The 24,436-nt window shown below is 58.1% G+C and carries 11 protein-coding genes, 3 rRNA genes and 2 pseudogenes; 10 read left to right on the forward strand and 6 right to left on the reverse strand.

Annotated features, from left to right (window positions below; translation table 11 throughout):
* Positions 1 to 4,365: pseudogene (locus tag BFP92_RS21000) on the forward strand (LapA family giant adhesin); the annotation flags it as partial.
* A 152-nt stretch (positions 4,366 to 4,517) separates the two neighbouring features.
* The gene (locus BFP92_RS21005) at positions 4,518 to 4,856 is read left to right on the forward strand and encodes a tryptophan synthase subunit beta (RefSeq protein ID WP_065930939.1); all 339 of its coding nucleotides are present in this window, start codon (positions 4,518 to 4,520) and stop codon (positions 4,854 to 4,856) included.
* Between the two features lie 140 nt (positions 4,857 to 4,996).
* On the opposite strand, the gene lapD is transcribed toward BFP92_RS21005, so the two are convergent.
* A complete protein-coding gene (lapD, locus tag BFP92_RS21010; RefSeq protein WP_065930940.1) occupies positions 4,997 to 6,943 on the reverse strand; it encodes a cyclic di-GMP receptor LapD in 1,947 nt (648 codons plus the stop codon).
* 14 nt (positions 6,944 to 6,957) lie between these two features.
* Positions 6,958 to 7,650: a cysteine protease LapG gene (gene lapG, locus BFP92_RS21015; protein ID WP_065930941.1), complete on the reverse strand. Its 693-nt coding sequence runs from the start codon at positions 7,648 to 7,650 to the stop codon at positions 6,958 to 6,960.
* 249 nt (positions 7,651 to 7,899) lie between these two features.
* Between lapG and BFP92_RS21020 the strand changes: the two genes are divergently transcribed.
* From BFP92_RS21020 to BFP92_RS21040, 5 genes and pseudogenes are all read left to right on the forward strand, one after another.
* Positions 7,900 to 8,610 carry a GntR family transcriptional regulator gene (locus BFP92_RS21020; protein ID WP_065930942.1) on the forward strand — a complete coding sequence of 237 codons (711 nt, stop codon included), beginning with the start codon at positions 7,900 to 7,902 and terminating at the stop codon, positions 8,608 to 8,610.
* Positions 8,611 to 8,987: 377 nt separating this feature from the next.
* Positions 8,988 to 9,745: pseudogene (locus tag BFP92_RS21025) on the forward strand (DUF3050 domain-containing protein).
* Positions 9,742 to 10,698 carry a diiron oxygenase gene (locus BFP92_RS21030; protein ID WP_065930944.1) on the forward strand — a complete coding sequence of 319 codons (957 nt, stop codon included), beginning with the start codon at positions 9,742 to 9,744 and terminating at the stop codon, positions 10,696 to 10,698. The pseudogene BFP92_RS21025 and the gene BFP92_RS21030 overlap by 4 nt, the downstream one beginning before the upstream one ends.
* Entirely contained in the window at positions 10,686 to 14,060 is a 3,375-nt protein-coding gene (locus BFP92_RS21035) for an amino acid adenylation domain-containing protein (protein WP_065930945.1), read from the forward strand. The genes BFP92_RS21030 and BFP92_RS21035 overlap by 13 nt, the downstream gene beginning before the upstream one ends.
* 18 nt (positions 14,061 to 14,078) lie before the next feature.
* Entirely contained in the window at positions 14,079 to 14,537 is a 459-nt protein-coding gene (locus BFP92_RS21040; protein WP_065930946.1) for an SRPBCC family protein, read from the forward strand.
* Positions 14,538 to 14,576: 39 nt separating this feature from the next.
* Here the strand turns inward: BFP92_RS21040 and BFP92_RS21045 are convergent, their stop codons facing one another.
* Entirely contained in the window at positions 14,577 to 16,457 is a 1,881-nt protein-coding gene (locus tag BFP92_RS21045) for a methyl-accepting chemotaxis protein (RefSeq protein ID WP_065930947.1), read from the reverse strand.
* Positions 16,458 to 16,737: 280 nt separating this feature from the next.
* Here BFP92_RS21045 and BFP92_RS21050 point away from each other — a divergent pair, with 280 nt between their 5' ends.
* The 3 genes from BFP92_RS21050 (at position 16,738) to BFP92_RS21060 (ending at position 20,819) form a co-directional block, all read left to right on the forward strand.
* Positions 16,738 to 17,253 (forward strand): sigma-70 family RNA polymerase sigma factor, encoded by a 516-nt coding sequence (locus tag BFP92_RS21050; protein WP_065930948.1) that lies wholly within the window; start codon positions 16,738 to 16,740, stop codon positions 17,251 to 17,253.
* Positions 17,250 to 18,233: a FecR domain-containing protein gene (locus tag BFP92_RS21055; protein WP_275656403.1), complete on the forward strand. Its 984-nt coding sequence runs from the start codon at positions 17,250 to 17,252 to the stop codon at positions 18,231 to 18,233. Before BFP92_RS21050 ends, BFP92_RS21055 begins: the two co-directional genes overlap by 4 nt.
* 90 nt (positions 18,234 to 18,323) lie before the next feature.
* Entirely contained in the window at positions 18,324 to 20,819 is a 2,496-nt protein-coding gene (locus BFP92_RS21060) for a TonB-dependent siderophore receptor (protein WP_065930950.1), read from the forward strand.
* Between the two features lie 180 nt (positions 20,820 to 20,999).
* Here the strand turns inward: BFP92_RS21060 and rrf (BFP92_RS21065) are convergent.
* From rrf (BFP92_RS21065) to BFP92_RS21075, 3 genes are all read right to left on the reverse strand, one after another.
* Positions 21,000 to 21,115, reverse strand: a 5S ribosomal RNA gene (gene rrf, locus BFP92_RS21065).
* A gap of 109 nt (positions 21,116 to 21,224) precedes the next feature.
* Positions 21,225 to 21,340: ribosomal RNA gene (gene rrf / locus BFP92_RS21070) — 5S ribosomal RNA — on the reverse strand.
* Positions 21,341 to 21,497: 157 nt separating this feature from the next.
* Positions 21,498 to 24,389 (reverse strand): 23S ribosomal RNA (locus tag BFP92_RS21075).
* Positions 24,390 to 24,436: the final 47 nt, after the last annotated feature.

Raw genomic sequence — 24,436 nt, forward strand, 5'->3', positions numbered from 1 at the left:
ACCGATCCAAAAGCGGCCGTCACTTCGATTACCGACTCGATCGACAACACCACGGTTTCTCTGAGTGCTGATAAAGCCTCGGTGGTTGAAGGCGGTGACATCACTTACACCGCGACCTTGACTAACAAAGCGCAAACAGACGTTACCGTGACGCTTTCGAATGGCCAGACCATCACGATCAAGGCCGGTGAAACTGTCGGCTCGACGGTTTTCCATACCCCGGCTAACGACGTCTACAACAACGGTTCCACCGTCAGCACCACCATCGCCAAAACTGCGGGCGGCAACTTCGAGAACCTGGTCACCGATCCAAAAGCGGCCGTCACTTCGATTACCGACTCGATCGACAACACCACGGTTTCTCTGAGTGCTGATAAAGCCTCCGTGGTTGAAGGCGGCGACATCACCTACACCGCGACCTTGACCAACAAAGCGCAAACCGACGTTACCGTCACGCTGAGCAATGGCCAAACCATCACCATCAAAGCCGGCGACTCCGCAGGCTCGACGGTTTTCCATACCCCGGCTAACGACGTCTACAACAACAGTTCCACCGTCAGCGCCACGATCACCAAAGCCGTCGGCGGTAACTTCGAGAACTTGGTTACCGATCCTAAATCCGTAGTCACTTCGATTACTGATTCGATCGACAACACCACCATCAGCATCACCGGCGACGCCTCGGTGACTGAAGGCGGCACGGCGCATTACACGCTGACGTTGAGCAACCCGGCGCAAACCGATGTGACCGTGACGCTCAAGTACAGCGGCACCGCCACCGATGGTTCGGACTTCAACGGCGTTTACACCGTGAAGATCCCGGCCGGCGCCAGCAGCGTGCCGTTTAACATCGCCACGATCGACGACAAGATCACCGAGCCGACCGAACAGATTGTCATCACTATCGACAAGACCACCGGTGGTAATTTCGAAAATCTGGTGATCGGCAAGGGCACCGTCAGCACCAACATCATCGATAACGATGCGCCGCCGGTCATCGACCTGGATGCCAACAACTCCAGCGGCGCGACCGGTGCAGACTATAAAACGGTCTTTACCGAAGGCACCGCCGGGCCGGGTGTGTCGATTGCCGACACCGATATCAAGATCACCGATCCGGACAGCACGATGCTGACTGGCGCGACGGTTACCCTGACCAACGCACAAGCCGGTGATGCACTGAACCTGGGCAACAGCGTGAACGGCATCATCGTCAGCACCAACAACCAGACGGGCACCATCACCCTGACGTTGTCGGGCAGCGCGACGCTGGCTGATTACATGCAGCGTATCCAGAACATCACGTTCACCAACAACAGCCACGACCCAAGCACCACGCCACGGACCATCACCGTGAGCGTGACCGATGGCGGCAACTACTCCAACGTCGCCACCACCACCGTTAACGTGGTGGCGGTCAACGATCCGCCGGTCGCCACCGGCAGCGCCGTGACCGGCACCGAAGACACGCCGCTGGCACTGACCTGGGCCAACTTCGGCGTGACCGATGTGGACTCGCCACAAGCCAGCCTGGGCGTAAAAATCACCGACCTGCCGGTGGCCGGCAAGCTGCAATACCTGGCAGCGGATGGCACCACCTGGACCAACGTGACTGCCAACCAGACCTTCACCAAGGCCCAGATCGACGGCGGCCAGTTGCGCTTTATGCCTAACGCCAACGAATCCGGCGCCGACGGTTATGGCGGCACCGGCATTGGCAACAAACAGGCTGATTACGCACAGTTCAAGTTCCAGCCTACCGACGGCAAAGACCTGGGCAACAGCGCCACGGTGAAAGTCGATATCACCCCCGTGGCCGATGCACCGACGCTGAACGTGGCCGATAACAATGTCGCCTCGACCGGTCTGATCAAACAGGGCTGGAACAGCATTGCCGGCCTCGGCACCAACGGGAACGGCGCGGCACCCGATGTACTGAAAAAAGCCATCGACAACGCAGGTACGCCGAACAACACCAGTGTCGTCACCAATGTCGAGTCCGTCGACAATGTCAACGCCGGCTCCGGCTCCAAGATCTCCGGCCTGATGTACATGGAAGCCGGCAAGAGCTACACCTTCAGCGGCGTCGCCGATGACAGTGTGGTGGTCAACGTTGGCGGTAAAGACATTGCCAGCGGGGTATGGGCGACCAACAGCGGCAAGTTCAGCGGCTCGTTTACGCCAACGGTCAGCGGTTACTACAGCCTCGAGATCTACCAAGCCAACCAAGCGGGGCCTGGCAGCTTTGACGTCAATCTGTCGATCAACGGCGGCGCGATACAGAACTTGAGCACCAGCACCGTGCCGCTGTACACCGGCCTCACCGATTTGACCAACGCCGGTGTAACCGTCTCCGACCTGCATGGCAGCAACGGTGACGGTTACTACGTGGGCTACAAGCTCAACGAAGGCCAGGAAAACGGCACCGTCAAACTGTCCAAGGTCACCACGGCACTGACCGACACCGACGGCTCGGAAACCCTGAGCGTGAAGATCAGCGGCGTACCGGCCGGCTCGGTCCTCACCGACGCGTCTGGGCACACCTTCACCGCGACCAAGGGCGTGGGCGAAGTCAACGTGACCGGTTGGGATTTGAACACCCTGACCATCAAGCCACCGACCTATTACAGCGGCCAGTTCAACCTGACCGTCACGTCGACCTCTACCGAAAGCATCGGCGGTTCGGCGTCTACCACGGCGCAATTGCCAGTCACCGTGTATCCGGCGACCTACAGCTCGGTAACGGGTACTTCGGGCAGCGACAACATTGTCGGCACCGACGGCAATGACATCGTCGTGGCCGATATCGGCGGCCTGAACGTGGTGCAGGGCAAGAACTACAACATCGCGTTCATGGTGGACAGTTCCGGCAGTATGAGCACCGCCTCGATCAACGCGGCCAAGGCTTCGTTGACGTCGGTGTTCAACTCGCTCAAAGACAGCCTGGGCGCCAACACCTCGGGCACCGTGAACATCTTCCTGGCGGACTTCGATACCCAGGTGAACAAGTCGGTCGCGATCAACCTTAACGATCCAAACGCCCTGACCTTGCTCAAGACAGTACTGGACTCAATGACGTCCGGCGGCGGTACCAACTACGAAGACGTGTTCAAGACCACGGCTAACTTCTTCCAGAGCGGCCTGGCGACCGGCAACACCGGCGCCACCAACCTGACTTACTTCATCACCGACGGCCAGCCAACGTACTACCAGAGCGGCGAGCAGACCAACCCGACGCTGTACGGCAACGTCAAGTTCGACAACGTGGTCACGACTGCCAACTACACGCCTGGCACAACGTTCTCCACCTACATCGACAATACGCACTACTTGTCCATCGACAATTCGGGTGCCGCTCAACTGCAAATCTACAATGGCTGGCGCTGGGTCGTCACCGACCTGGGCACCGTACATGCCCAAGGTGACGGTACCTTTGAGTTGTCCAACCTGGACGGCACGGGCAACAGCACCAACTCGGCAACGCTGAGCAATGCCAAAAGCGCTTTTGCGCTGCTGGGCGGGTTGTCGCAAGTGGAAGCGATCGGCATCAACGGCGACGTCAGCCTCAACGACCTCAAGCCTTACGACACCGATGGCAAGCCGCAAAGCAACATTGATCCGAAGGACCTGGCCAACGCGATCCTCGGCCACACCGAGGCCACGCTGCCAGGCGCCGACACCATCAGTGGTGGCGACGGCAACGACATCATCTTCGGTGACCTGGTGAGCTTCAGCGGGATTACCGGTGAGGGCTACAACGCACTGCAGGCCTTTGTGGCACAGAAAACCGGTGTGGCCGTCTCGGCGGTGACCACCTCGAACGTGCACCAGTACGTCACCGAGCACTACGCGGACTTCGACGTCTCCGGCGCCAAGGACGGCAACGACACGCTGTTGGGCGGTGCAGGTGATGACATCCTGTTCGGCCAGGGCGGCAACGACCTGCTGGACGGCGGCAAAGGCAATGACATCCTGTTGGGCGGCACCGGTAACGACACCCTGATCGGTGGGCCGGGCAACGACATCCTGATCGGTGGCTCGGGTGCCGACACCTTCGTCTGGAAGGCGGGCGACTTCGGCAACGACGTGATCAAGGACTTCAAGGCCTCGGAAGGTGACCGGATCGATCTGAAGGATCTGTTGAAAGGTGAGACGGACAGCACCATCGACAACTACCTCAAGATCACCACGGTAGAAGGCGTGTCGACCCTGCAAATCAGCAGTGAAGGCAAGCTCAACGCCGCCGGCGGCCTGGCCAATGCCGATGTGACGATCAAGCTGGAAGGCAACGATTGGTCGCACACCAGCATCAACTCGCTGATCACAGGTGCCGACCCGACCATCAAGATCGACCACACCGCCTAAGCTGTGATTTATCGGCCGCCCGCAAGGGCGGCCGATTGGCTTGGGCGATACGTCGCTGGCCGTGGCGGCCGGTTGCATCGCATACTCGTGCCCATAAACACAGCATTAACTTATGCTGGTGAACGCGTGTGGTTCATTTTCGAGGGATTCTTATGTTTTACGTGCAACGTGATGCACAGGGAGCGCTGAGTCGCGTGGAGGCCTCCGCCTTTGCCGAGTCGAACGAAACCCTGCCGGCCGATCACCACGAGATCCAGGCCTGGTACGCCAACGAAGTGGTGGAAACCAGCCTGGCTCAGCTCAAGCAAAGTGACTTGGAGATGATCCGGGTACTGGACGACTTGATTCAGGTACTGACCCGTAAGGGCGTGATCAGCGTGACCGACCTGCCGCCGGCGGCCCAGGCAAAACTGATGGACCGTAACCACGCACGGGAAGCGCTGGGTGGGTTGAGCCATCTGATCGATGATGAAGAGACTGGGTTGATCTGATTTCTTAAAGTCGAACCGGATCGAAATGTGGGAGCTGGCTTGCCTGCGATGCAGACACTTCGGTGTATCAGGCAAGCCGAAGTGATGCTATCGCAGGCAAGCCAGCTCCCATACAAGCCCGTTCCCACATTGGGTTTGCATCACTTCCAGGGCGCAGGCTCACCAAACAACTGCCCCTGCACACCGAAAATCCCCATCTCGCGAATCACCTTCAATTCACCTTCGGTCTCCACGCGCTCGGCAATCAACGGCAAGTCGATGCTGTGGGCCGCGCGCTGGATCGCTTCGATAAACAGGCGCTTGTCGCTTTCCTGGTCGATGGCGCGGATGTAGCTGCCGTCGATCTTCAGGTACGCCAAACCCAGGCGCGCCAGGTTGCCGATCATGCTGAAGCGCCCACCAAAACGCTGCAGGCTCAGGGAGAAGCCCAACTCGCGCAGGCGCTGGGTCAACTGCTCCAGCAGAGCCTGTTCGGGCAATTGCTCCTCGCCGATCTCCAGGGTCAAGCGCGGGCCGAGGTTGCTGTGCTGGCGCAGCAACTCGACAATCCGGTTCAACGCCTGGGCATCCTGCAAGGTGGCGGCCGAAAGGTTCAACGCCAGGCTGTGCGTATGGCTGGCCATCTGCTTGAGCACCTGCTCGAGCATCAGCCGGTCCAGGCGTGCAGTCCAGCCGAAACGCTCGAGCCACGGCAGGAAACGCCCGGCCGGGATGGTGTGGCCATCGTCATCCTGCAAGCGCGACAGCACCTTGTAGTGCAGCACCAACTGTGGGTCCTGGCTGGCGACGACCGGCTGGAAGTACAGCTCAAAACGCTGGTGGGTAAGTGCTCGGTCCAACAGCGTGTGCCAGGCATGGTGATCGTCGCCGACACTGGCGGCGGCGCTGTGGTCCAGGCACACCCAACTGCTGTCGCCCTGCCCTTCGGCCTGGGCCAGGGCCTGGTCAGCCAGGGTCAGCAATGCCTGGGGCGAATCACCGTGGTTGAACGGCGCAAGGCCAATGTAGGCGACCGGCGTGACGTCACTGGCACTGGTGGCCTGCAAGCTGAGCAGGGTGCTTTCGAGGTTCTGCGCCAATTGCAGCGCTTCTTCACGCACCAGCCCCGGCGCCAGCACCGCGAACTCACCACCACGGATACGGGTGACGAGGTTATGGGTTTCCGGGTAAGGCTCGCACTGGCGCAGCAGCTGTTCGCCCACCGCTTGCAGCAACTGATCGGTGCGCTGGCCGCCCAGGCGCTGGTTGAGACCGGCCAGGTCCTTGACCCGCAACAGCAGCAGGTAACCGGAGTTGGTGTCTTCCGGGTTACTCACGCGGGCGTTGAGCTGCATCTCGAAATAACGCCGGTTGGCGAGGCCGGTAAGGTTGTCCTGGTAGGATTCGATGCGCAATTTTTCACTGCGCTCGGCCTGCTCCTGGAACAGCGCCTTGAGCTTCTCCACCATCTGGTTCATGGCCTGCACCACGCGCCGCAGCTCCGGCGTGCGCGGCAGATCCGGCAGGCTGAGGAATTCGCGGCGGGCGATGGCGTGGGACTGCTTGACCATGTAATCCAGCGGCTTCAACTGCCGACGCAGCAGCAACGCACCGAGCACCGCACTGACCGCACCGCACAGCAACAACCAGCCCAGGCTGCCCAGGGCGCTTTGCCAGAGCTTGGCCAGGGCGAACATCGGGTGGCTGACCACCTCCACGCGTGCCGCCTGCTCCCAGCCACGGTTGACCAGTGCATCACCGCCGGCCGGCTCAAGGCCGATCAGCTTGACGAACCAGTTGGGCACGCCGTTGTTGTCCGGGATGCCGCTGCGTTCGACGATGGTTTTGTCAGTGGCCAAATCCACCACGCGGATGCTGGCGTAATAACCGCTGTCGAAAATCGAACTGACCAGCAACTCCACCATCGCCGGGTCGTCGATATTGGGCGTCAGCGACAACGCCAGCGCGGTCGCCGCGTCCTGTGCATGGGAGCGCAGCTGGTTGACGTATTGGGTGCGCGAGCTTTCCAGGCTGACCATGAAGCTGCCGCTGAAGGCGACCACCAGGAACAGACAGATTGCGATCAATAGTTGTTTGAACAGTGACATCCGATCAGTTACTCCTAGTTGGCAGGCTCGGCCGGGAAGCCTTCCGCACGCATTTTTTTCAACACATCCTGCCAACGCGACAAGCGTTTGGTATCACCGACTTTTTTGTTGCCCTTGGCGCCGGGCAGGTACAAACCCTCGGCGTTGAATGAGTACACCGGCACCAGGTCGGTACGGCGGGTGGCCGGCAGGATCTCATCCATCAGGCTGTCGAGCACCAGCGGGATAGCGTCGGGGGTCGGGTAGTAGGTCAGCACCATGTGAGCGCGATTCTGGCGCAAGGCCTTGACGTATGTAATGCGCAATTTGTCGCTGGAGACGCCCAGGTGGCGCAGGCTGAAATACTTGGCGATTGCGTAGTCCTCGCAATCTCCCGCGCCTTTCCACAGCGCTTCGATGGGCGTCTCCCAATAGTCGACCACGTGCCAGAGGTCGATGTCTTCTACATAAGTCATTTGCTTGTTGAAGAACAGGTTGACGACCTTGAGCTGCTCCTGTTCGTCGACCTTCTTTTGAGTCGCCAACAGGCGCTGCCAGGCGTCAATGCGCTGTTGGCCCTCGCCGAGCGGTCCGTACAGAGCCGTGGCTTTGCGACTGATCTGCGAGAAATCCCAATCGGCATGCAGCCCGCCGGGCATCAGGCCAGCGAGCAAAGTCGCTGCAAGTAGCCAGCCGACAATTCGAGAGGGAATAAAACTTACCGCCAAGGCGTTCAGTCCGTGAAGGGAGACGCAATTTCAGGGATGGTGAAGCTTCAATCAACAAAAAACAATGGCACAGTGCAATCATTCATAAGGGGTTCGAGTTTATAAACGCCGCTTGTGGGACGCACAAAGTACCGCCTGTAAGCCCTTACAAACTGAAACTTTGGCTGTTTGACAAGCGCGCGACCCATCTCTAGTGTGCTTTGGATCCAATTAAACACACTCCATTCAAGAAAGGAGGATAGCGTAACCGTGACGCAGAAGCCGAACCCATTAAGCAGCATCAAAATCAGCGGGCCTATTCCCGCCCATCTTGCACGCGCCGTTATTGAAGAAACGTTGCGCAATGCCATTCTCGACGGCAGGTTGCCCTGTGGTACCGCGATGCGCCAGCAAGAATTGGCCAGCTTGTTCGGCGTCAGCCGTATGCCCGTGCGCGAAGCCTTGCGCCAGTTGGAAGCCCAGTCCTTACTCCACGTGGTAACCCACAAAGGCGCTGTGGTGGCGCCGTTGATCGAAGATAATTCGGCCGAGACCTATGCCCTGCGCATATTGCTGGAGTCCGAAGCGCTGCGCCTCTCCATTCCGTTCCTCACCGAGGCAGACATTGCTGAGGCTGAAGCCTTCATCAATGCCCTGGAGCGCGAGCGAGACTATGCCGAAATTGGTCGGCTCAACCGCCTCTTCCACATGGCGCTGTATGGCAAGGCGCCCAACCAGCGGCTGCTCAAACTGGTAGAACACGGCCTGAATGAGGAGGAACGTTTTCTGCGCTTCAACCTTGAGGCCATGGGCCTGGGCGAGACATCCCAGGAAGATCACCGTGAATTGCTCAGCCTGGTGGTGCACAAAAAAGTCGAAGAAAGCATCCTGACCCTGCGCAATCACCTGATGCGGGGTATGGAGGTGATCAACACCTACCTCAATAGCCTTGAGGGCGCCGCGACCAAAAACGCACAGTAAGGGTTTACACCTGCCTTTCTTATCACTTGAACCGTATGGGGTATCTTTCTTCTCGGAAAGTGCCCCACGTTTGTACACCACGACGAGATTACTTTTAAATAATCCCGCACTTGCCAGCGAAACTTCCCACACACTTGCACACTACTGACTCACGGAAAATTTCGTCTCGTAAAACCATCTAATACTTTCATCAGTTTATCCAAACGTTTAATCAGATTATTATCTTTCACCCATAAAAGAACACTTCACTCGGCAGTGCAAACCTATGTCAGGTTAGCGCTGTACGCGTGGCTTGGCGTAACGCTGGCCATCCGCTTTCCATTACAAAACCCCATCACTGTTTTCAGAGCAGTCGCAACAACTTATAGGCGTCAACCATGCATCAACTTTTGCTTGAACAAAAAAACTGCAACTGTGTAGCCATCCGTTATTTGCAAAAATAACCTCACTTAACAAGTTACAAATCTTTATGGAACAACATGTATTTGCTGTTTGGGATTTCATGAGTCTGGCTAAGCGCCTGCAGCGGGACCTGACGTGCATGCAGTTACCCTGGCTGCCGGCCGCTGACCCGCAAAGCGCACGCCTGATCAATGAAATCGTGCTTGGCGAAGAATCAGACGAACATCCAACACGTGGCCACTGCAGCCACTTCGAGCTGTACCTGGAGGCGATGGCCGAAACCGGTGCAGACACCATTCCCATCCAACGCTTCATCGACCTGCAGCGCCAAGGCGTCGAGGCAAACACGGCGATGCAAATGATCAATGTGCGCCCCGGCGTGGCACGCTTTGTCAGCAGCACATTGCAGATCGCGTTAAGCGCACCTGCCCACTGTGTGGCGGCAGCGTTCCTCCACGGTCGCGAAAGCGTCATCCCATCGATGTTCGAACGCATTCTGCAGGGCGACGTCTTCATGGCGCGACAGGCTCCCCTGTTCTGTCACTACCTGAGCCGCCACATCGAGTTGGATGCCCAGGATCATGGCCCAGGCGCGGAGCAGTTGCTCCAGCGCTTGATCGGAGCCGACCCGGCACGTCAACACCAGGCGTATGAGACTGCCCTGAGCGCCATAGAGAACCGCCTCGGTTTCTGGGACGACGTACACGCCTCGCTACACGAGGTGCAACCATGAGCACCGCAGACTATCGCGCGTTTGCCGAAGATTGGGAGCGCCGCGCCACCATCCGCACACGCCCCCGGCGCCTGCTGGAAAACGACGATCGCTTGATCTTTCCGGCCTGCCGCCAACCCTTGGTGCTCAGTGCGACTTTTGTTGAGCACTGCCCCCAGTGGCGCGACTTCGTGCTGACGCAAAGCTTCTACAAATTCATCAATGACGTGGTGATCTTCGAAACCGAGATCGTCGACACGACCGCCCGCAGCATTGCCAAGAATCGCTTCGCGCTGCCCTTCCCCCTTGCCTGTCGCATTGACGCGATGACGGTCGTGGTCGATGAGGATTACCACGCGCTGGTCGCCCTGGACTTCCTGCAACAGACCATCGAGCTGACCGGCATACAACCGCTTGAGCTGCCCACGCAAATCGAACTGAGTCGGGCCTTGCCGGCCGCCCAGGCGCTGGCACCGCACCACCTGCGCGATGCGGTGGCGTTGATTGGCGTGGCCATCGCCGAGAACACCGTCACCCACGACGTCGCGGCATTTGCCAAGGACGGCAGCGTCAAGGCTTCGATTCGCGGCTTGATGGCCGATCACTTGTTTGACGAGGGGCGCCATGCCCAGTTCTGGACGCAACTGGTGCGTCTCTACTGGCAGGCAGCTAGCCCGGCAGACCGCGACAGCATCGCCGCAGTCCTGCCGACCTTTTTGACCCATTACCTGACCAACGCGCTGCACAAAGACTTCGACCTGCAGCTTGTCGAGCACCTGGACGTAGGCACCGACATCCGCCAGGCACTGCGCGACGAAGTCACGGCCCTGCACTTTCCCATCACCCGCCAGCACCCACTGCTCGGCAATATCATGGGATTCCTGCAGCACAGCGGCGTACTGCACACGCCAAGCGTCGCCCGCGCGTTGAGTGAGTACCTGCCCGAGCCGGGGAGGCAGACATGCGGCGTCTGAGTATCGGATGGGCCGGCACCAGCCACGCCCTGATTGCGCTGAAGCAAGTGCTCGAAGCATACGGGCACGTCACCGCCACGCCCCCCTTCGACTTGTTCATCGAGGACGGCACCCAAGTGCCGCTCACCCACGGTGTCGCAACTCAATGGTTAAGCCTGCGACTGGGTATCGGCCCGATATACGAAGGTGGCCTGCCCTCGCTGCAGTTACGCTCCTATGACCGCGACCATCGCGTGTTGGCGGTACATAACGTTGCCGAGGAACCCGGCGGCAACGGCCAGCGCCTGCGCCGGCAAGCGACCAAGGCACTGGTAGAGTGGGCCGCCACGCTGGTCAGCGGGTTTTCGAGGGACGCAGGCTTTTTTGCCGCCAGCAGCAGCACTAACACTTGGCCTGAACAAAGCTTGCACAGGCTGGACGCCCTGGCGTTTGTGCATCGGTTCAATCGCACCGACCAGCCAGCATTGTTACAGGCTGCTCAGATGCCGATGATCGAACGGTTGCAGGCCAGTTTGCACGCCTTTGCCGAGCGCCCTGCGCTAAACATCGCGGGCAGCGTGCTGACTTACCGCCAATTGCAACTTCGCGCCCTGTCGATCCAGCGACGCCTGCATCCTTTACTGGGAGGCCTTGAGACGCCGGTGGTTGGCGTGTGCCTGGAAAAGTCCGTCGAGCTGTATGCCAGTATTCTCGCAGTACTCGGTTGCGGCGCGGTGTACTTGCCACTGGCCCCGGATCATCCGCCAGAGCGCCAGCAGGCCATGCTGGAAAGTGGCAGCGCTAAGGTCTTGCTGGACAATGGCCGACACCCTTTGCGCGAGCAATTCACGACACTGAATGTCGGCAATATTGACTCGAGCCACGCCGACAACACGCAGCCATTGATGCAACGTCGCGCCAGCATCGACGCACCATGCATGGTGCTGTTCACCTCGGGCACCACCGGCCAGCCCAAAGGCGTACGGCTGAGCCAGGGCAACCTTGCGCATTTCACCGGTTGGGCCGGCGCCAGCCTCGCGTTGGATGAACACAGCCGTGTCTTGCAATTTTCGCCGTTGAGTTTCGATTCATCACTGATCGATATCTTCCCGGCACTGATCGCCGGCGCCGAGTTGATCGTCCCAAGCGAAGAGCAGCGGCGCGACCCTCAGCAACTGGTCGAATTGATTCGCCGGCAGCGCCTCAGCCATGCTTTTTTGCCGCCAGCGCTACTGAGCATCCTGCCGTTGGATCAGCCCCTGGGGCTTACCCATCTGTTGACCGGCGGCGATGCCTGCGAGCCGTATGTGATCGAACGATTGGCGGCACAGTGCCAGTTGCACAATCTCTACGGCCCTACCGAAACTACGGTGCTGGTCACCCATCGGGTGTTGCGCCCCGGTGACAGCAATCGGAATGTGGGCCGCCCCATCGCCAACAGCCAGGTGCTGATCCTCGATGACGCGCTGCAACCGGTAGATGAGCAGGTAATGGGCGACCTGTACATCACAGGCCCTGGCGTAGGGCTGGGGTATGTGACCGCGCCGCCGCACGAGGACAATCCATTCGTCGAGCTGACGCTGCCGGGCGGCCACGCGCTGAGGGCTTACCGCAGCGGAGACCGGGCAAAATGGACGGCGGACGGTATCGAGCTGGGCGGCCGACGGGACGATCAGGTGAAAATTCGCGGTTTTCGCGTCGAACCCCAGGAGATCGAACAGTGCCTGCGCAGCAGTCGGTTATTTCGCCAGGTAGCGGTGGTGATCGACCGTGATCGGCGAATTCTCGGTTTTGTCGCCCAGCCGGAACCGGGCGCAACGTTGGCAGACCTGAAGCAACATGCGCAACGGTGGTTGCCGGACTACATGCAACCCGAGCGCTGGGCGCAGCTGCCGGGCATCCCCAGCAACGCCAATGGCAAGATCGACCGCCAGGCGTTGCTGACGATGCCTGGGCACACTACGCCACGCATCCCTTGCGCTGCGCCGCAAACGCCTTTGCAAGCGCAACTGGTGGCGCTGTGGAGCGAATTGCTGAGCATGCCTGGCGCTGAGCTGGGCATTGACGACAGTTTTTTCAATGTGGGCGGCCACTCCATCCTGCTGTCGACCTTGCTGCTGCGTGTGCGCGAACAGTTTGGTCGTAGTCTGTCTTTAAGCCGTTTTTTTGAAGCGCCGACGATTCGCACCCTTGCCGTGCTGATGGAAGACGGTGCATTACCTTTTAGCGCGTCATGCCAGATGGAAAAGGATGCATCCCAGCCGCTGGACCTGCGCACGCTGCCACGGGAGTCCGCAGGCGACCCACGCAAGGTGATCGTCACGGGCGCCAACAGCTTTGTGGGTGTACATCTGGTCCAAGCGCTGTTGGCGGGCGGGGCCCGTGAGGTGGCGTGCCTGGTGCGCGAACGGCCAGGGCACTCGGCGGCAGCGCGGTTTGCCCAGGCACTGCGCGAGTACCACCTGGAGCATCTGGACCTGAGCCGCGTGAGCGTCTATGCCGCTGACATCAGCCTGCCACGGCTGGGCCTGGCCTGTGATGCCTATGACCACCTCGCCCGCAACCATGGAGTGTTGGTGCACAACGCCGCCCGGGTCAACCATGTGCTGGACTACACCTCATTGGCCCGGGACAACGTCGAACCGGTGCTTGAGTGCCTGCGCCTGTGCGAAACCCACCGCAAGAAGGTCTTCAACTTCATCTCCACGCTGTCAGCCTGCAGCAGTATCGACACTCAGGGTCGCGTCCTCGAAACACCAGCTGTTACCACGTTGCCGCTCTATCTCAAGAATGGCTACAACCTTTCCAAATGGGTCGCCGAGCGGCTGGTGGGGCGTGCGGTCGAGCAAGGTGCCTGGGTGAACATTCATCGACCGGGGAATATTGCGTTCAACAGCCACAACGGCGTGTGCCAGCCACAAAACAACCGCTTGATGCTGATGCTCAAAGGGTCGCTGCAGTTGGGCCTGGCGCCCCGCCTGAAGGTGAATTTCGACCTGATGCCGGTGGATTTCCTGGCCCGTTTCATTGCGTTCCACTGCGGCCAATTTGTGGCATGGCGAAACGTCTTCAACCTGCATAACCCCGAGCCCTTGAGCTGGGACCACTACCTGGATGCATTCAGCCAGGCCGGCCATCTTTTCGAACGGGTGAGCGTCGCGCAGTGGCAAAAGGTGTTGCAAACGGTGGGGCCCGATAACGCGCTGTTTGGCGTGCTGGGTTTTTACCTGGATGACCTCGCGGAAGACATCAGCGACGTCTCGATGATTTGTCACGACAACGCACGCGCGGGTGTGGCAGCGATGGGCGAAGAGTACCCGCGCAAAGACCCTGCGCTGCTGCGCAAAGGCTGCGACCACCTCATGGCCATTGGCTTTCTCTGAACTGCTTCAGGACTTTTTATGAAACCGCTGCAACCCGATACATTAATCCGTAACCCGAATGGCGCGCCGTTGGTAGCGTCTGTTGACGTGGCATGTGATGCCGCTCGCCTGTGGCGTGTGGTTGGAAATTTTGCAGGCTTTGACGCCTTCATTCCGGCCCTGTCGCACATCGAAATGACGGGCACCGGCGTGGGCGCATTGCGGCGTAAATTTTTCCACGATGGGCACCACGTCGTTGAGCAACTCAATAGTTGGGACGACGAAGCGATGTGCATGACCTGGACCACCCTCTACAACACCCTGGGCGTCGCCCGGCTATGGGCAGCCATGCGTGTGGAGGCACTTGACGCGCAACGTTCCAGGGCGACCTGGACGCTGATTGGCGAGCCGGTCGATATGCCGCAGGCGGAGTTTGAACAGTTTGTGCAGGCTTTCGCCGCCAGCGCCTTGGAGCATGTGCGCCGGATGTTCGACTGATTCGGCAGGAGCGAGAGGCCTCGCTCCTGCCCAACCGGGTCAGATCTTGAAGCTGTCGACCAGTTGCTTCAATCGACTGGCCTGCTGCGACAGGGCATCGCAGTCCTTGAGCGTCTCGTTGAGGTTGGCGACGCCTTGCTGGTTGAGCAAGTTGATCTGGTTGATATCAACGTTGAGGGTTTCAACCACGGCGGTCTGCTCTTCGGTAGCGGCCGCAACCGATTGGTTCATGCCATCGATCTCGACGATGCGCTGCGTCACGCTGACCAGGCGCTCACCCGCCTGGTTGGCCACTTCAACGCTTTCTTCGCTGGAGACCTGGCTGGCGTTCATGGTGGTCACGGCTTCACGCGAGCCCACTTGCAGCGAAGTGATCATCTTATGGATCTCTTCGGCCGATTCCTGAGTACGGTGCGCCAGGTTACGCACTTCGTCGGCCACCACGGCAAACCCGCGCCCGGCTTCACCGGCACGCGCAGCCTCGATCGCCGCGTTGAGCGCCAGCAAGTTGGTTTGCTGAGAGATGCCCTTGATCACATCCAGGATGTGCCCAATGTTGTCGGTGCTGGCGTTGAGGGTTTCGATCTGCGTGCAGGACAAGCTGATCTTTTGCGACAGTTCCGACATGGCCAGGATGGTTTGCTCCACCACCTTGCGCCCGTCGTCCGCTTGCTCACTGGCACCGCTGGCATGCTGCGAAGCATCGGCTGCGTTGCGGGCGATTTCCTGGGTGGCGGCGCCCAGCTCGTTGATGGCGGCTGCCACGCTGTTGGTGCGTGCGCTTTGCTCGTCCGAGCCGATGATCGAGGCGTTGGAGGATGCCATGACGCGCTGGGACAGGTCATGGACCTGGCGCGTGGCTGAAGACACTTCGGAGATAGAGGCGTGGATACGTTCGACGAACTGGTTGAACGCACTGCCCACTTCGCCGAACTCGTCCCTGCTGGTTACGTCCAGGCGGCGCGTCAAATCGCCTTCGCCCTGAGCGATATCCTGCATGGCCACGCCCATGGTGGTCAGCGGGCGCAACAGCACTTGAATCAGCAGGCTGAGCAGCACGGCGATCGCTACCACGGCGATCAACATGGCGATCAGTGCCGATGTACGGAATTTACTGAGCGGTGCGTAGGCCTTGTCTTTGTCGATCGACAGGCCGACGTACCAATCCGCCCCCGGCAAACCACTGATCGGGGTGAATGACAAAATACGGTCCTGGCCGTTGAGCACAACGTCCTGGCTGACCTTCTCGATACGCAGGCTGGTGCCTGGGTAGATGTCCTTGAGGTTCTTCATCACCTGGTCCTGATCGGGACTGACGATGACCTGGCCATCGGCGCTGACCAGGAACGCATGGCCAATACCGCCGAAATCCACCGAGTTGATGATCTTCACCAGGGTTTGCAAACTCAGGTCACCGCCCACTACACCGAGCAGTTCGCCGTTCTTTTTGACCGGCAGGGCAATGGTCACGATTTGCCCGCCAACGGCCGCCATATAAGGCGGAGTCAGCATGGTTTTATCGGCGGCGACCGCTTGCTTGTACCAGGGGCGCTGACGAGGGTCGTAATCGTCGGGCATCTTGGCGTCAGGGCGCTGGGTGAATACGCCATTGGTTTGGCCGACATAGGTGAACTGGAAGTTCGAGGTGAACGCGGGTTGGTCGACCAGCCCTGGCAGGTCGGCACCGCTGCCCTGGTGAGCAACGTTTTGCGCCAGGCTTTCGAGGACCAGGATACGGCCACTGAGCCAATTCTGCACGCTGCTGGCCGTGAGCTCGCCCGATTGCTGGATAGACGACTCAAGGTTTTGTTTGATGGTGCTGCGCTGCAGGTAATCGTTGTAGAGGGTAAATAGCGCGAAGGCCAGAACCACGACGCCTGATGCGGCCAGTAGAATTTTATGACTGAACTTGAGATTCATTTCATCGACTTCTTTTGCCAAAGGGGGGTGAGCGTGCCGAGTGGAACATTCCATGTAACGGGGATAGGCCGGCTCTTCGGCCGCTCTATTTCGGTGCACGCATGGCTCGTCAGGCTTTCGGCCACGCCAGGAGAAATCTTAGGAATTTGTGAGAAGCATCCTTATTTTGAGTGGGAAACCGACCAGTGGTAGAGGCTCAGCGTTCGGCGTTGCAAAATTTTTCTGCCTCCCAGACAATGCGACTAATTATCATTTGTGACGTTTGGCCAGGCCTGCCTGAATGCCCTCTACTGACTACATTGCGTGCGAAAGTGTTGTACACACGCTTTACAGCACCCACCACAACTGGCTCAACACCTGGCTGCGCAGTCGCTTGGGCAATGCCGCCGATGCCGCGGACCTGGCGCAGGACACGTTCGTACGCCTGCTGCAAAAAACCGAACGCTTTGAGCTCAAGGCGCCGCGTGCATTTTTGCGCACCATCGCCCGGGGACTGGTGATTGATCACTGGCGCCGCGAAGAAATCCAACGGGCCTACCTGGAGTCCATCGCTCACTTGCCGCAGACGCTGGCACCCAGCGCCGAAGCGCGTGCGTTGGTGTTGGAGCTTCTGGAGGAAGTCGCCCGCCTATTGGACGGATTGAAGCCCAAGGTGCGTAAAGCGTTTTTACTGGCTCAGTGCGATGGGCTGGCTCACCAGCAGATCGCAGAGCAGATGGGCGTGTCGTTGCGCTCGGTGGAGCGGTACATCGCTGAAGGGCTGTATCACTGTTATGTCCTGCGCTATGAAACCTGACGTCAATGGATAACACCGCGCGCTCCGGGCCGGATCCCCAAGTGGTCAAACAGGCGATCAGTTGGGCACTGCGCCTGCGTAACAACCGTACGAATGTGCGCTTGCATGCGCAATGTGAACATTGGCGTGAAGCTCACGATGACCATGAATTGGCTTGGCAACGGGTGCAGGCGCTGCAACGGGAATTGAACAGCCAGATGGCGGCGATTCCTGGGGCGCATGTGGCACTGGAAAACGTCGTACAAGGCCTGGGCCGACGACGGGCACTGAAGGTGTTGTCGGGTGTGGTGTTGGTCGGTTCGGCGGCGTGGGTAAGCCGGGACATGACCGGCTGGCAGCGCTGGACGTCCGATTTCGCCACCGCCACCGGCGAACGGCGCAACGTGCAATTACCGGACGGAACACGCCTGCAACTCAACACCGACAGTGCGGTGAACCTCACCTTCAATCCGCAGCAGCGCCTGATCACGTTGGTGCGCGGGGAAATCCTGGTGACTTGCGGTTCGCCATCGTCAGCGCCTTTGCTGGTACACACTCGCCACGGCTTGCTCGAAGGCATCGATGGGCGTTTTACCGTGCGCCAAGACAGCGAGTGCACACGCTTGAGCGTGGTCAGCGGCAATGTGGCTATCCATTCACCAAATACGGCCGATGGCCTGGCGACTCAAGTGCACACAGGGGAAAGCTATCTGATCAACCAGACGCACGTCGCGTTATCGGCGCCGCGGACTATGGACATGGGCGCCTGGGCCGACGGGCTGATTGTGACGCGGGACATGCGCCTGGCCGACTTTGTATCGGAAGTGGGGCGCTACCGCCCGGGTTATCTGGGCTGTGCCGCAGAGATCGGCGACTTGCGGCTGTCAGGGGTTTTCCGCCTGGAAGACACCGACAAGTTGCTGGCGATCGTTGCGCGAACACTGCCCGTTCAAGTGCGCTATCGCACGCGTTGGTGGGTGAGCCTGGAACGCCTGGCCTGATTTTCCTGTTTTTTTGGCGGCTTTTTTCCGTGAGCCCGGCTTAGACAGTAAGCCTCTTCATCTGCCTACCGGCCTCTACGGACCTTGATCATGACTGTGCGTTTTCTCAACGATTCACCAGACTCCTCCTACCCTCTTTTGGCCAAGGCCATACGCGTAGCGTTACTGTCTACGGCAGTGGGCATGGGCGCGGTTCCGCTGGTCGGCATGGCTGCGCAAGCGGGCAGCGAGCACATTCATCAACGCTACGACATCCCTGCCGGCCCGCTGAGCGACGCGCTCAATCAGTTCGCCCGTCAGGCGGGCATTACGCTTGCCGGCACTCCAGCGCAGACACAGGGCCTGGAGTCACCAGGGCTGCACGGTGAATATTCCCCTGAACAGGGCCTGAATTATTTGCTCAATGGCTCGGGGTTGCAGGCCGCCTCACAGGATGGTGCCAGCTTCGTCCTGCAGCCGCTGCCGCAAAGCAGCACGCTGACGTTGCCCACCACCGACATCAAAGGCTTCGCCCTGGGTAATGCGCTGGGCAGCATGGACGGCTACAACGCGACGCACAGTCAGATCGCCACCAAGACCAGTACGGCGCTGCTGGAAACCTCGCAAACCGTCTCCGTGGTCACACGTGAACAGATGGACGACCAGGGCTCTCAGACGGTGGCCCAAACCATGCGTTACACCCCTGGCGTGCTGACCAACCCCTATGGCGCAACTCACCGCTATGACTATGTGGCGATGCGCGGCTTTAACGATGGCTCGGTCGATAACATCTACCTGGATGGCTTGAAGTCCATGGGGGACAGCGGTACTTACAGCACCATGCAGGTGGACCCGTATTTTCTTGAACGCGTGGACATTCTGAAAGGGCCATCTTCTGTGCTGTACGGACGCAGCTCGCCTGGAGGTCTGGTTGCACTGACCAGCAAGAAGCCGTTGTATGAGCCCTACCATCAAGTGCAAGCGACAATCGGCAGTAACGGGCAACGCGGGATGGGTTTTGACCTCAGCGGGCCGGTGGACGATGACAAGCGCGTCGCCTATCGGCTGACCGGGCTGGCGGATAAGTCCGACACACAATTCGACCATGCCAAAGAAAAACGCTACGCACTGGCGCCGACAGTGAGCATCGACTTTACCGAAGACACTTCACTGACACTGCAAGCGTATTTACAGCACGACCCTGAGGGTGGTTATCACGGTGGTATGCCGGCGGACGGCGCACTGCATCAGCGTAATGGCCAGCGTATCTCCAACCACTTTTTCGAAGGTGAGCCTGGTGTAGATGGGTACAAGCGTGACCAGCAGTCGTTTGGCTATCAGTTCGAACATCGCTTCAACGATGTGTTTACTGCGCGACAGAACTTCCGCTATCTCGACTCCAAGGTGAAGCTGGACCAGGTGTATGCCTATGGCTGGACTACACCAACCAGCAATGAGCTGAACCGCTATTACTCCGGCGGTGATGAAAAGCTACATGCGTTCATTATCGACAATATGCTGCAGGCGGAATTTTTTACCGGAGCAACCAAACATACGGTGCTGATGGGCGCGGATTATCAGCGGCGTAAAACAGTCGTGGACTGGACCAGCGGTTCATTGCAGCCGATCAACGCGTTTAGCCCGGTCTATGGCAATTCGGCGATCAGCAATGCCAACCTGACCAGTTATCTGCGACGACTGGAGCAGACGGGCGTCTATCTTCAAGACCTGATTGAGATGGATAAATGGCGGTTCTCCCTGGGACTGCGCCAGGACTGGGTAGAGACGTCGGATGAAAACCGTATCGCCGAAGCGGGCCGACCGTTGGGTACGCAGATCAGTGACAAACGTACCAAGCTGACGGGGCGGGCGGGGGCGTTGTACCTGTTTGATAACGGCCTGGCGCCGTATGTCAGTTACTCGGAATCCTTCAATCCGAACTCTTATACCGACAGTGCGGGCAACCCGCTGGCACCGACTAACGGGACACAGTGGGAGGCGGGTTTGAAGTATCAGCCGCCGGGAACTGACGACCTGTTTACCGCATCGTTGTTTCGCATCGACCAGGAAAACCTGGCTACCAAGCTACCGCAGGAAAACTTCTATCGTGCGGTAGGCGCCGTCCGCTCCCAAGGACTGGAGCTGGAAGCCCATATGCAACTGACCGATAACCTGAAGCTTTTAGGCAGCTATACCTTCACCGACATCAAGTACTCCAAGTCGATGGTGAGTACCTTGAGCTCCGCCGACAATCTGATAGAGAACAAAAGCAACTCGCCGACCCAGGCGCCTCGGCATATGGCGTCGGTATGGGCGGACTACAGATTCAATAACGGCGCCTTGGACGGTATGCGTCTGGGCGGGGGCGTGAGATATGTCGGGTACAGTTGGGCAGATGCCGAGAACACCATGAAAGTGCCCGCCTATACGTTGTTTGACGCTTCGGTAGGGTACGACCTGGGCAAGGTAGGCCTGAAGGGTGTGGATGTAAGGCTCAATGCCAACAACCTGACCAATGAGAGCTATGTGGCGTCGTGTGCCAGCTTGAACTTCTGCTACTTGGGTGAAGAGCGTAATGTCAGTGCGACGGTCAGCTATCAGTTCTGACCCGTATAGCTTCTAACAAGCCGGCGCCTGATTCCAGGTGCCGGCTTTTTTGCGGGGGTCGTCAGGCTGCCTTTGTCCGGCCCAGACGCACACGTGAGCGGTCTGCAGCCGGGGAATTATCATCCCCCCTAAACGACAAAACCCCTGTCTGCGTTAGCAGACAGGGGTTTCGGAATTTAATCTTGACGATGACCTACTCTCACATGGGGAAACCCCACACTACCATCGGCGATGCATCGTTTCACTGCTGAGTTCGGGATGGGATCAGGTGGTTCCAATGCTCTATGGTCGTCAAGAAATTCTGTGTACCAGTCCGTTGCGCTAGCAACGTGCCGGTGAAATTCATGGACTTCTACATAAACAAAACCCCTGATTGCGTTAGCAATCAGGGGTTTCGGAATTTAATCTTGACGATGACCTACTCTCACATGGGGAAACCCCACACTACCATCGGCGATGCATCGTTTCACTACTGAGTTCGGGATGGGATCAGGTGGTTCCAATGCTCTATGGTCGTCAAGAAATTCGGGTACTGAGTCGTAGCCAGATGGCTTCGCTTCAGCAAATTGGGTATGTGACAGCTTTCGGTGTTTTGTGAGCGTCGAACTTTCGGTTCATCTCGTCTTCACACACCGCAATCTGATGCTCTTTCGAGTAGTCAAATTGCTTGGGTGTTATATGGTCAAGCCTCACGGGCAATTAGTATTGGTTAGCTCAACGCCTCACAGCGCTTACACACCCAACCTATCAACGTCGTAGTCTTCGACGGCCCTTCAGGGGACTCAAGGTCCCAGTGAGATCTCATCTTGAGGCTAGTTTCCCGCTTAGATGCTTTCAGCGGTTATCTATTCCGAACATAGCTACCCGGCAATGCCACTGGCGTGACAACCGGAACACCAGAGGTTCGTCCACTCCGGTCCTCTCGTACTAGGAGCAGCCCCTCTCAAATCTCAAACGTCCACGGCAGATAGGGACCGAACTGTCTCACGACGTTCTAAACCCAGCTCGCGTACCACTTTAAATGGCGAACAGCCATACCCTTGGGACCGGCTTCAGCCCCAGGATGTGATGAGCCGACATCGAGGTGCCAAACACCGCCGTCGATATGAACTCTTGGGCGGTATCAGCCTGTTATCCCCGGAGTACCTTTTATCCGTTGAGCGATGGCCCTTCCATACAGAACCACCGGATCACTAAGACCTACTTTCGTACCTGCTCGACGTGTCTGTCTCGCAGTCAAGCGCGCTTTTGCCTTTATACTCTACGACCGATTTCCGACCGGTCTGAGCGCACCTTCGTACTCCTCCGTTACTCTTTAGGAGGAGACCGCCCCAGTCAAACTACCCACCATACACTGTCCTCGATCCGGATAACGGACCTGAGTTAGAACCTCAAAGTTGCCAGGGTGGTATTTCAAGGTTGGCTCCACGCAGACTGGCGTCCACGCTTCAAAGCCTCCCACCTATCCTACACAAGCAAATTCAAAGTCCAGTGCAAAGCTATAGTAAAGGTTCACGGGGTCTTTCCGTCTAGCCGCGGATACACTGCATCTTCACAGCGATTTCAATTTCACTGAGTCTCGGGTGGAGACAGCGCCGCCATCGTTACGCCATTCGTGCAGGTCGGAACTTACCCGACAAGGAATTTCGCTACCTTAGGACCGTTATAGTTACGGCCGCCGTTTACCGGGGCTTCGATCAAGAGCTTCGCGTTAGCTAACCCCATCAATTAACCTTCCGGCACCGGGCAGGCGTCACACCCTATACGTCCACTTTCGTGTTTGCAGAGTGCTGTGTTTTTAATAAACAGTCGCAGCGGCCTGGTATCTTCGACCGGCATGAGCTTACGGAGCAAGTCCTTCACCCTCACCGGCGCACCTTCTCCCGAAGTTACGGTGCCATTTTGCCTAGTTCCTTCACCCGAGTTCTCTCAAGCGCCTTGGTATTCTCTACCCAACCACCTGTGTCGGTTTGGGGTACGGTTCCTGGTTACCTGAAGCTTAGAAGCTTTTCTTGGAAGCATGGCATCAACCACTTCGCTAACTAAAAGTTAGCTCGTCATCAGCTCTCGGCCTTAAGATCCCGGATTTACCTAAGATCTCAGCCTACCACCTTAAACTTGGACAACCAACGCCAAGCTGGCCTAGCCTTCTCCGTCCCTCCATCGCAATAACCAGAAGTACAGGAATATTAACCTGTTTTCCATCGACTACGCTTTTCAGCCTCGCCTTAGGGACCGACTAACCCTGCGTCGATTAACGTTGCGCAGGAAACCTTGGTCTTTCGGCGTGGGTGTTTTTCACACCCATTGTCGTTACTCATGTCAGCATTCGCACTTCTGATACCTCCAGCAAGCTTCTCAACTCACCTTCACAGGCTTACAGAACGCTCCTCTACCGCATCACTTACGTGATACCCGTAGCTTCGGTGTATGGTTTGAGCCCCGTTACATCTTCCGCGCAGGCCGACTCGACTAGTGAGCTATTACGCTTTCTTTAAAGGGTGGCTGCTTCTAAGCCAACCTCCTAGCTGTCTAAGCCTTCCCACATCGTTTCCCACTTAACCATAACTTTGGGACCTTAGCTGACGGTCTGGGTTGTTTCCCTTTTCACGACGGACGTTAGCACCCGCCGTGTGTCTCCCATGCTCGGCACTTGTAGGTATTCGGAGTTTGCATCGGTTTGGTAAGTCGGGATGACCCCCTAGCCGAAACAGTGCTCTACCCCCTACAGTGATACATGAGGCGCTACCTAAATAGCTTTCGAGGAGAACCAGCTATCTCCGAGCTTGATTAGCCTTTCACTCCGATCCACAGGTCATCCGCTAACTTTTCAACGGTAGTCGGTTCGGTCCTCCAGTTAGTGTTACCCAACCTTCAACCTGCCCATGGATAGATCGCCCGGTTTCGGGTCTATTCCCAGCGACTAGACGCCCTATTAAGACTCGCTTTCGCTACGCCTCCCCTATTCGGTTAAGCTCGCCACTGAAAATAAGTCGCTGACCCATTATACAAAAGGTACGCAGTCACCCAACAAAGTGGGCTCCCACTGCTTGTACGCATACGGTTTCAGGATCTATTTCACTCCCCTCTCCGGGGTTCTTTTCGCCTTTCCCTCACGGTACTAGTTCACTATCGGTCAGTCAGTAGTATTTAGCCTTGGAGGATGGTCCCCCCATATTCAGACAAAGTTTCTCGTGCTCCGTCCTACTCGATTTCATGACTAAGAGATTTTCGCGTACAGGGCTATCACCCACTATGGCCGCACTTTCCAGAGCGTTCCGCTAATCTCAAAGCCACTTAAGGGCTAGTCCCCGTTCGCTCGCCACTACTAAGGGAATCTCGGTTGATTTCTTTTCCTCAGGGTACTTAGATGTTTCAGTTCCCCTGGTTCGCCTCTTACGCCTATGTATTCAGCGTAAGATAACCATCTTATGATGGCTGGGTTCCCCCATTCAGACATCTCCGGATCAAAGTCTGTTTGCCGACTCCCCGAAGCTTTTCGCAGGCTACCACGTCTTTCATCGCCTCTGACTGCCAAGGCATCCACCGTATGCGCTTCTTCACTTGACCATATAACCCCAAGCAATCTGGTTATACTGTGAAGACAACATTCGCCG

Origin of the sequence: Pseudomonas sp. 58 R 3 (genome assembly GCF_900006605.1) — a bacterium.
In the GTDB taxonomy this organism is placed as follows: Bacteria; Pseudomonadota; Gammaproteobacteria; order Pseudomonadales; family Pseudomonadaceae; genus Aquipseudomonas; species Aquipseudomonas salomonii.

Bases quoted from the DNA above. Each gene is read 5' to 3' on its own strand.
- BFP92_RS21005 (WP_065930939.1), top strand. From the start codon at position 4,518: ATGTTTTACGTGCAACGTGATGCACAGGGAGCGCTGAGTCGCGTGGAG.
- lapD (WP_065930940.1), bottom strand. From the start codon at position 6,943: ATGTCACTGTTCAAACAACTATTGATCGCAATCTGTCTGTTCCTGGTG.
- BFP92_RS21030 (WP_065930944.1), top strand. From the start codon at position 9,742: ATGAGCACCGCAGACTATCGCGCGTTTGCCGAAGATTGGGAGCGCCGC.
- BFP92_RS21035 (WP_065930945.1), top strand. From the start codon at position 10,686: ATGCGGCGTCTGAGTATCGGATGGGCCGGCACCAGCCACGCCCTGATT.
- BFP92_RS21040 (WP_065930946.1), top strand. From the start codon at position 14,079: ATGAAACCGCTGCAACCCGATACATTAATCCGTAACCCGAATGGCGCG.
- BFP92_RS21045 (WP_065930947.1), bottom strand. From the start codon at position 16,457: ATGAATCTCAAGTTCAGTCATAAAATTCTACTGGCCGCATCAGGCGTC.
- BFP92_RS21050 (WP_065930948.1), top strand. From the start codon at position 16,738: ATGCCCTCTACTGACTACATTGCGTGCGAAAGTGTTGTACACACGCTT.
- BFP92_RS21060 (WP_065930950.1), top strand. From the start codon at position 18,324: ATGACTGTGCGTTTTCTCAACGATTCACCAGACTCCTCCTACCCTCTT.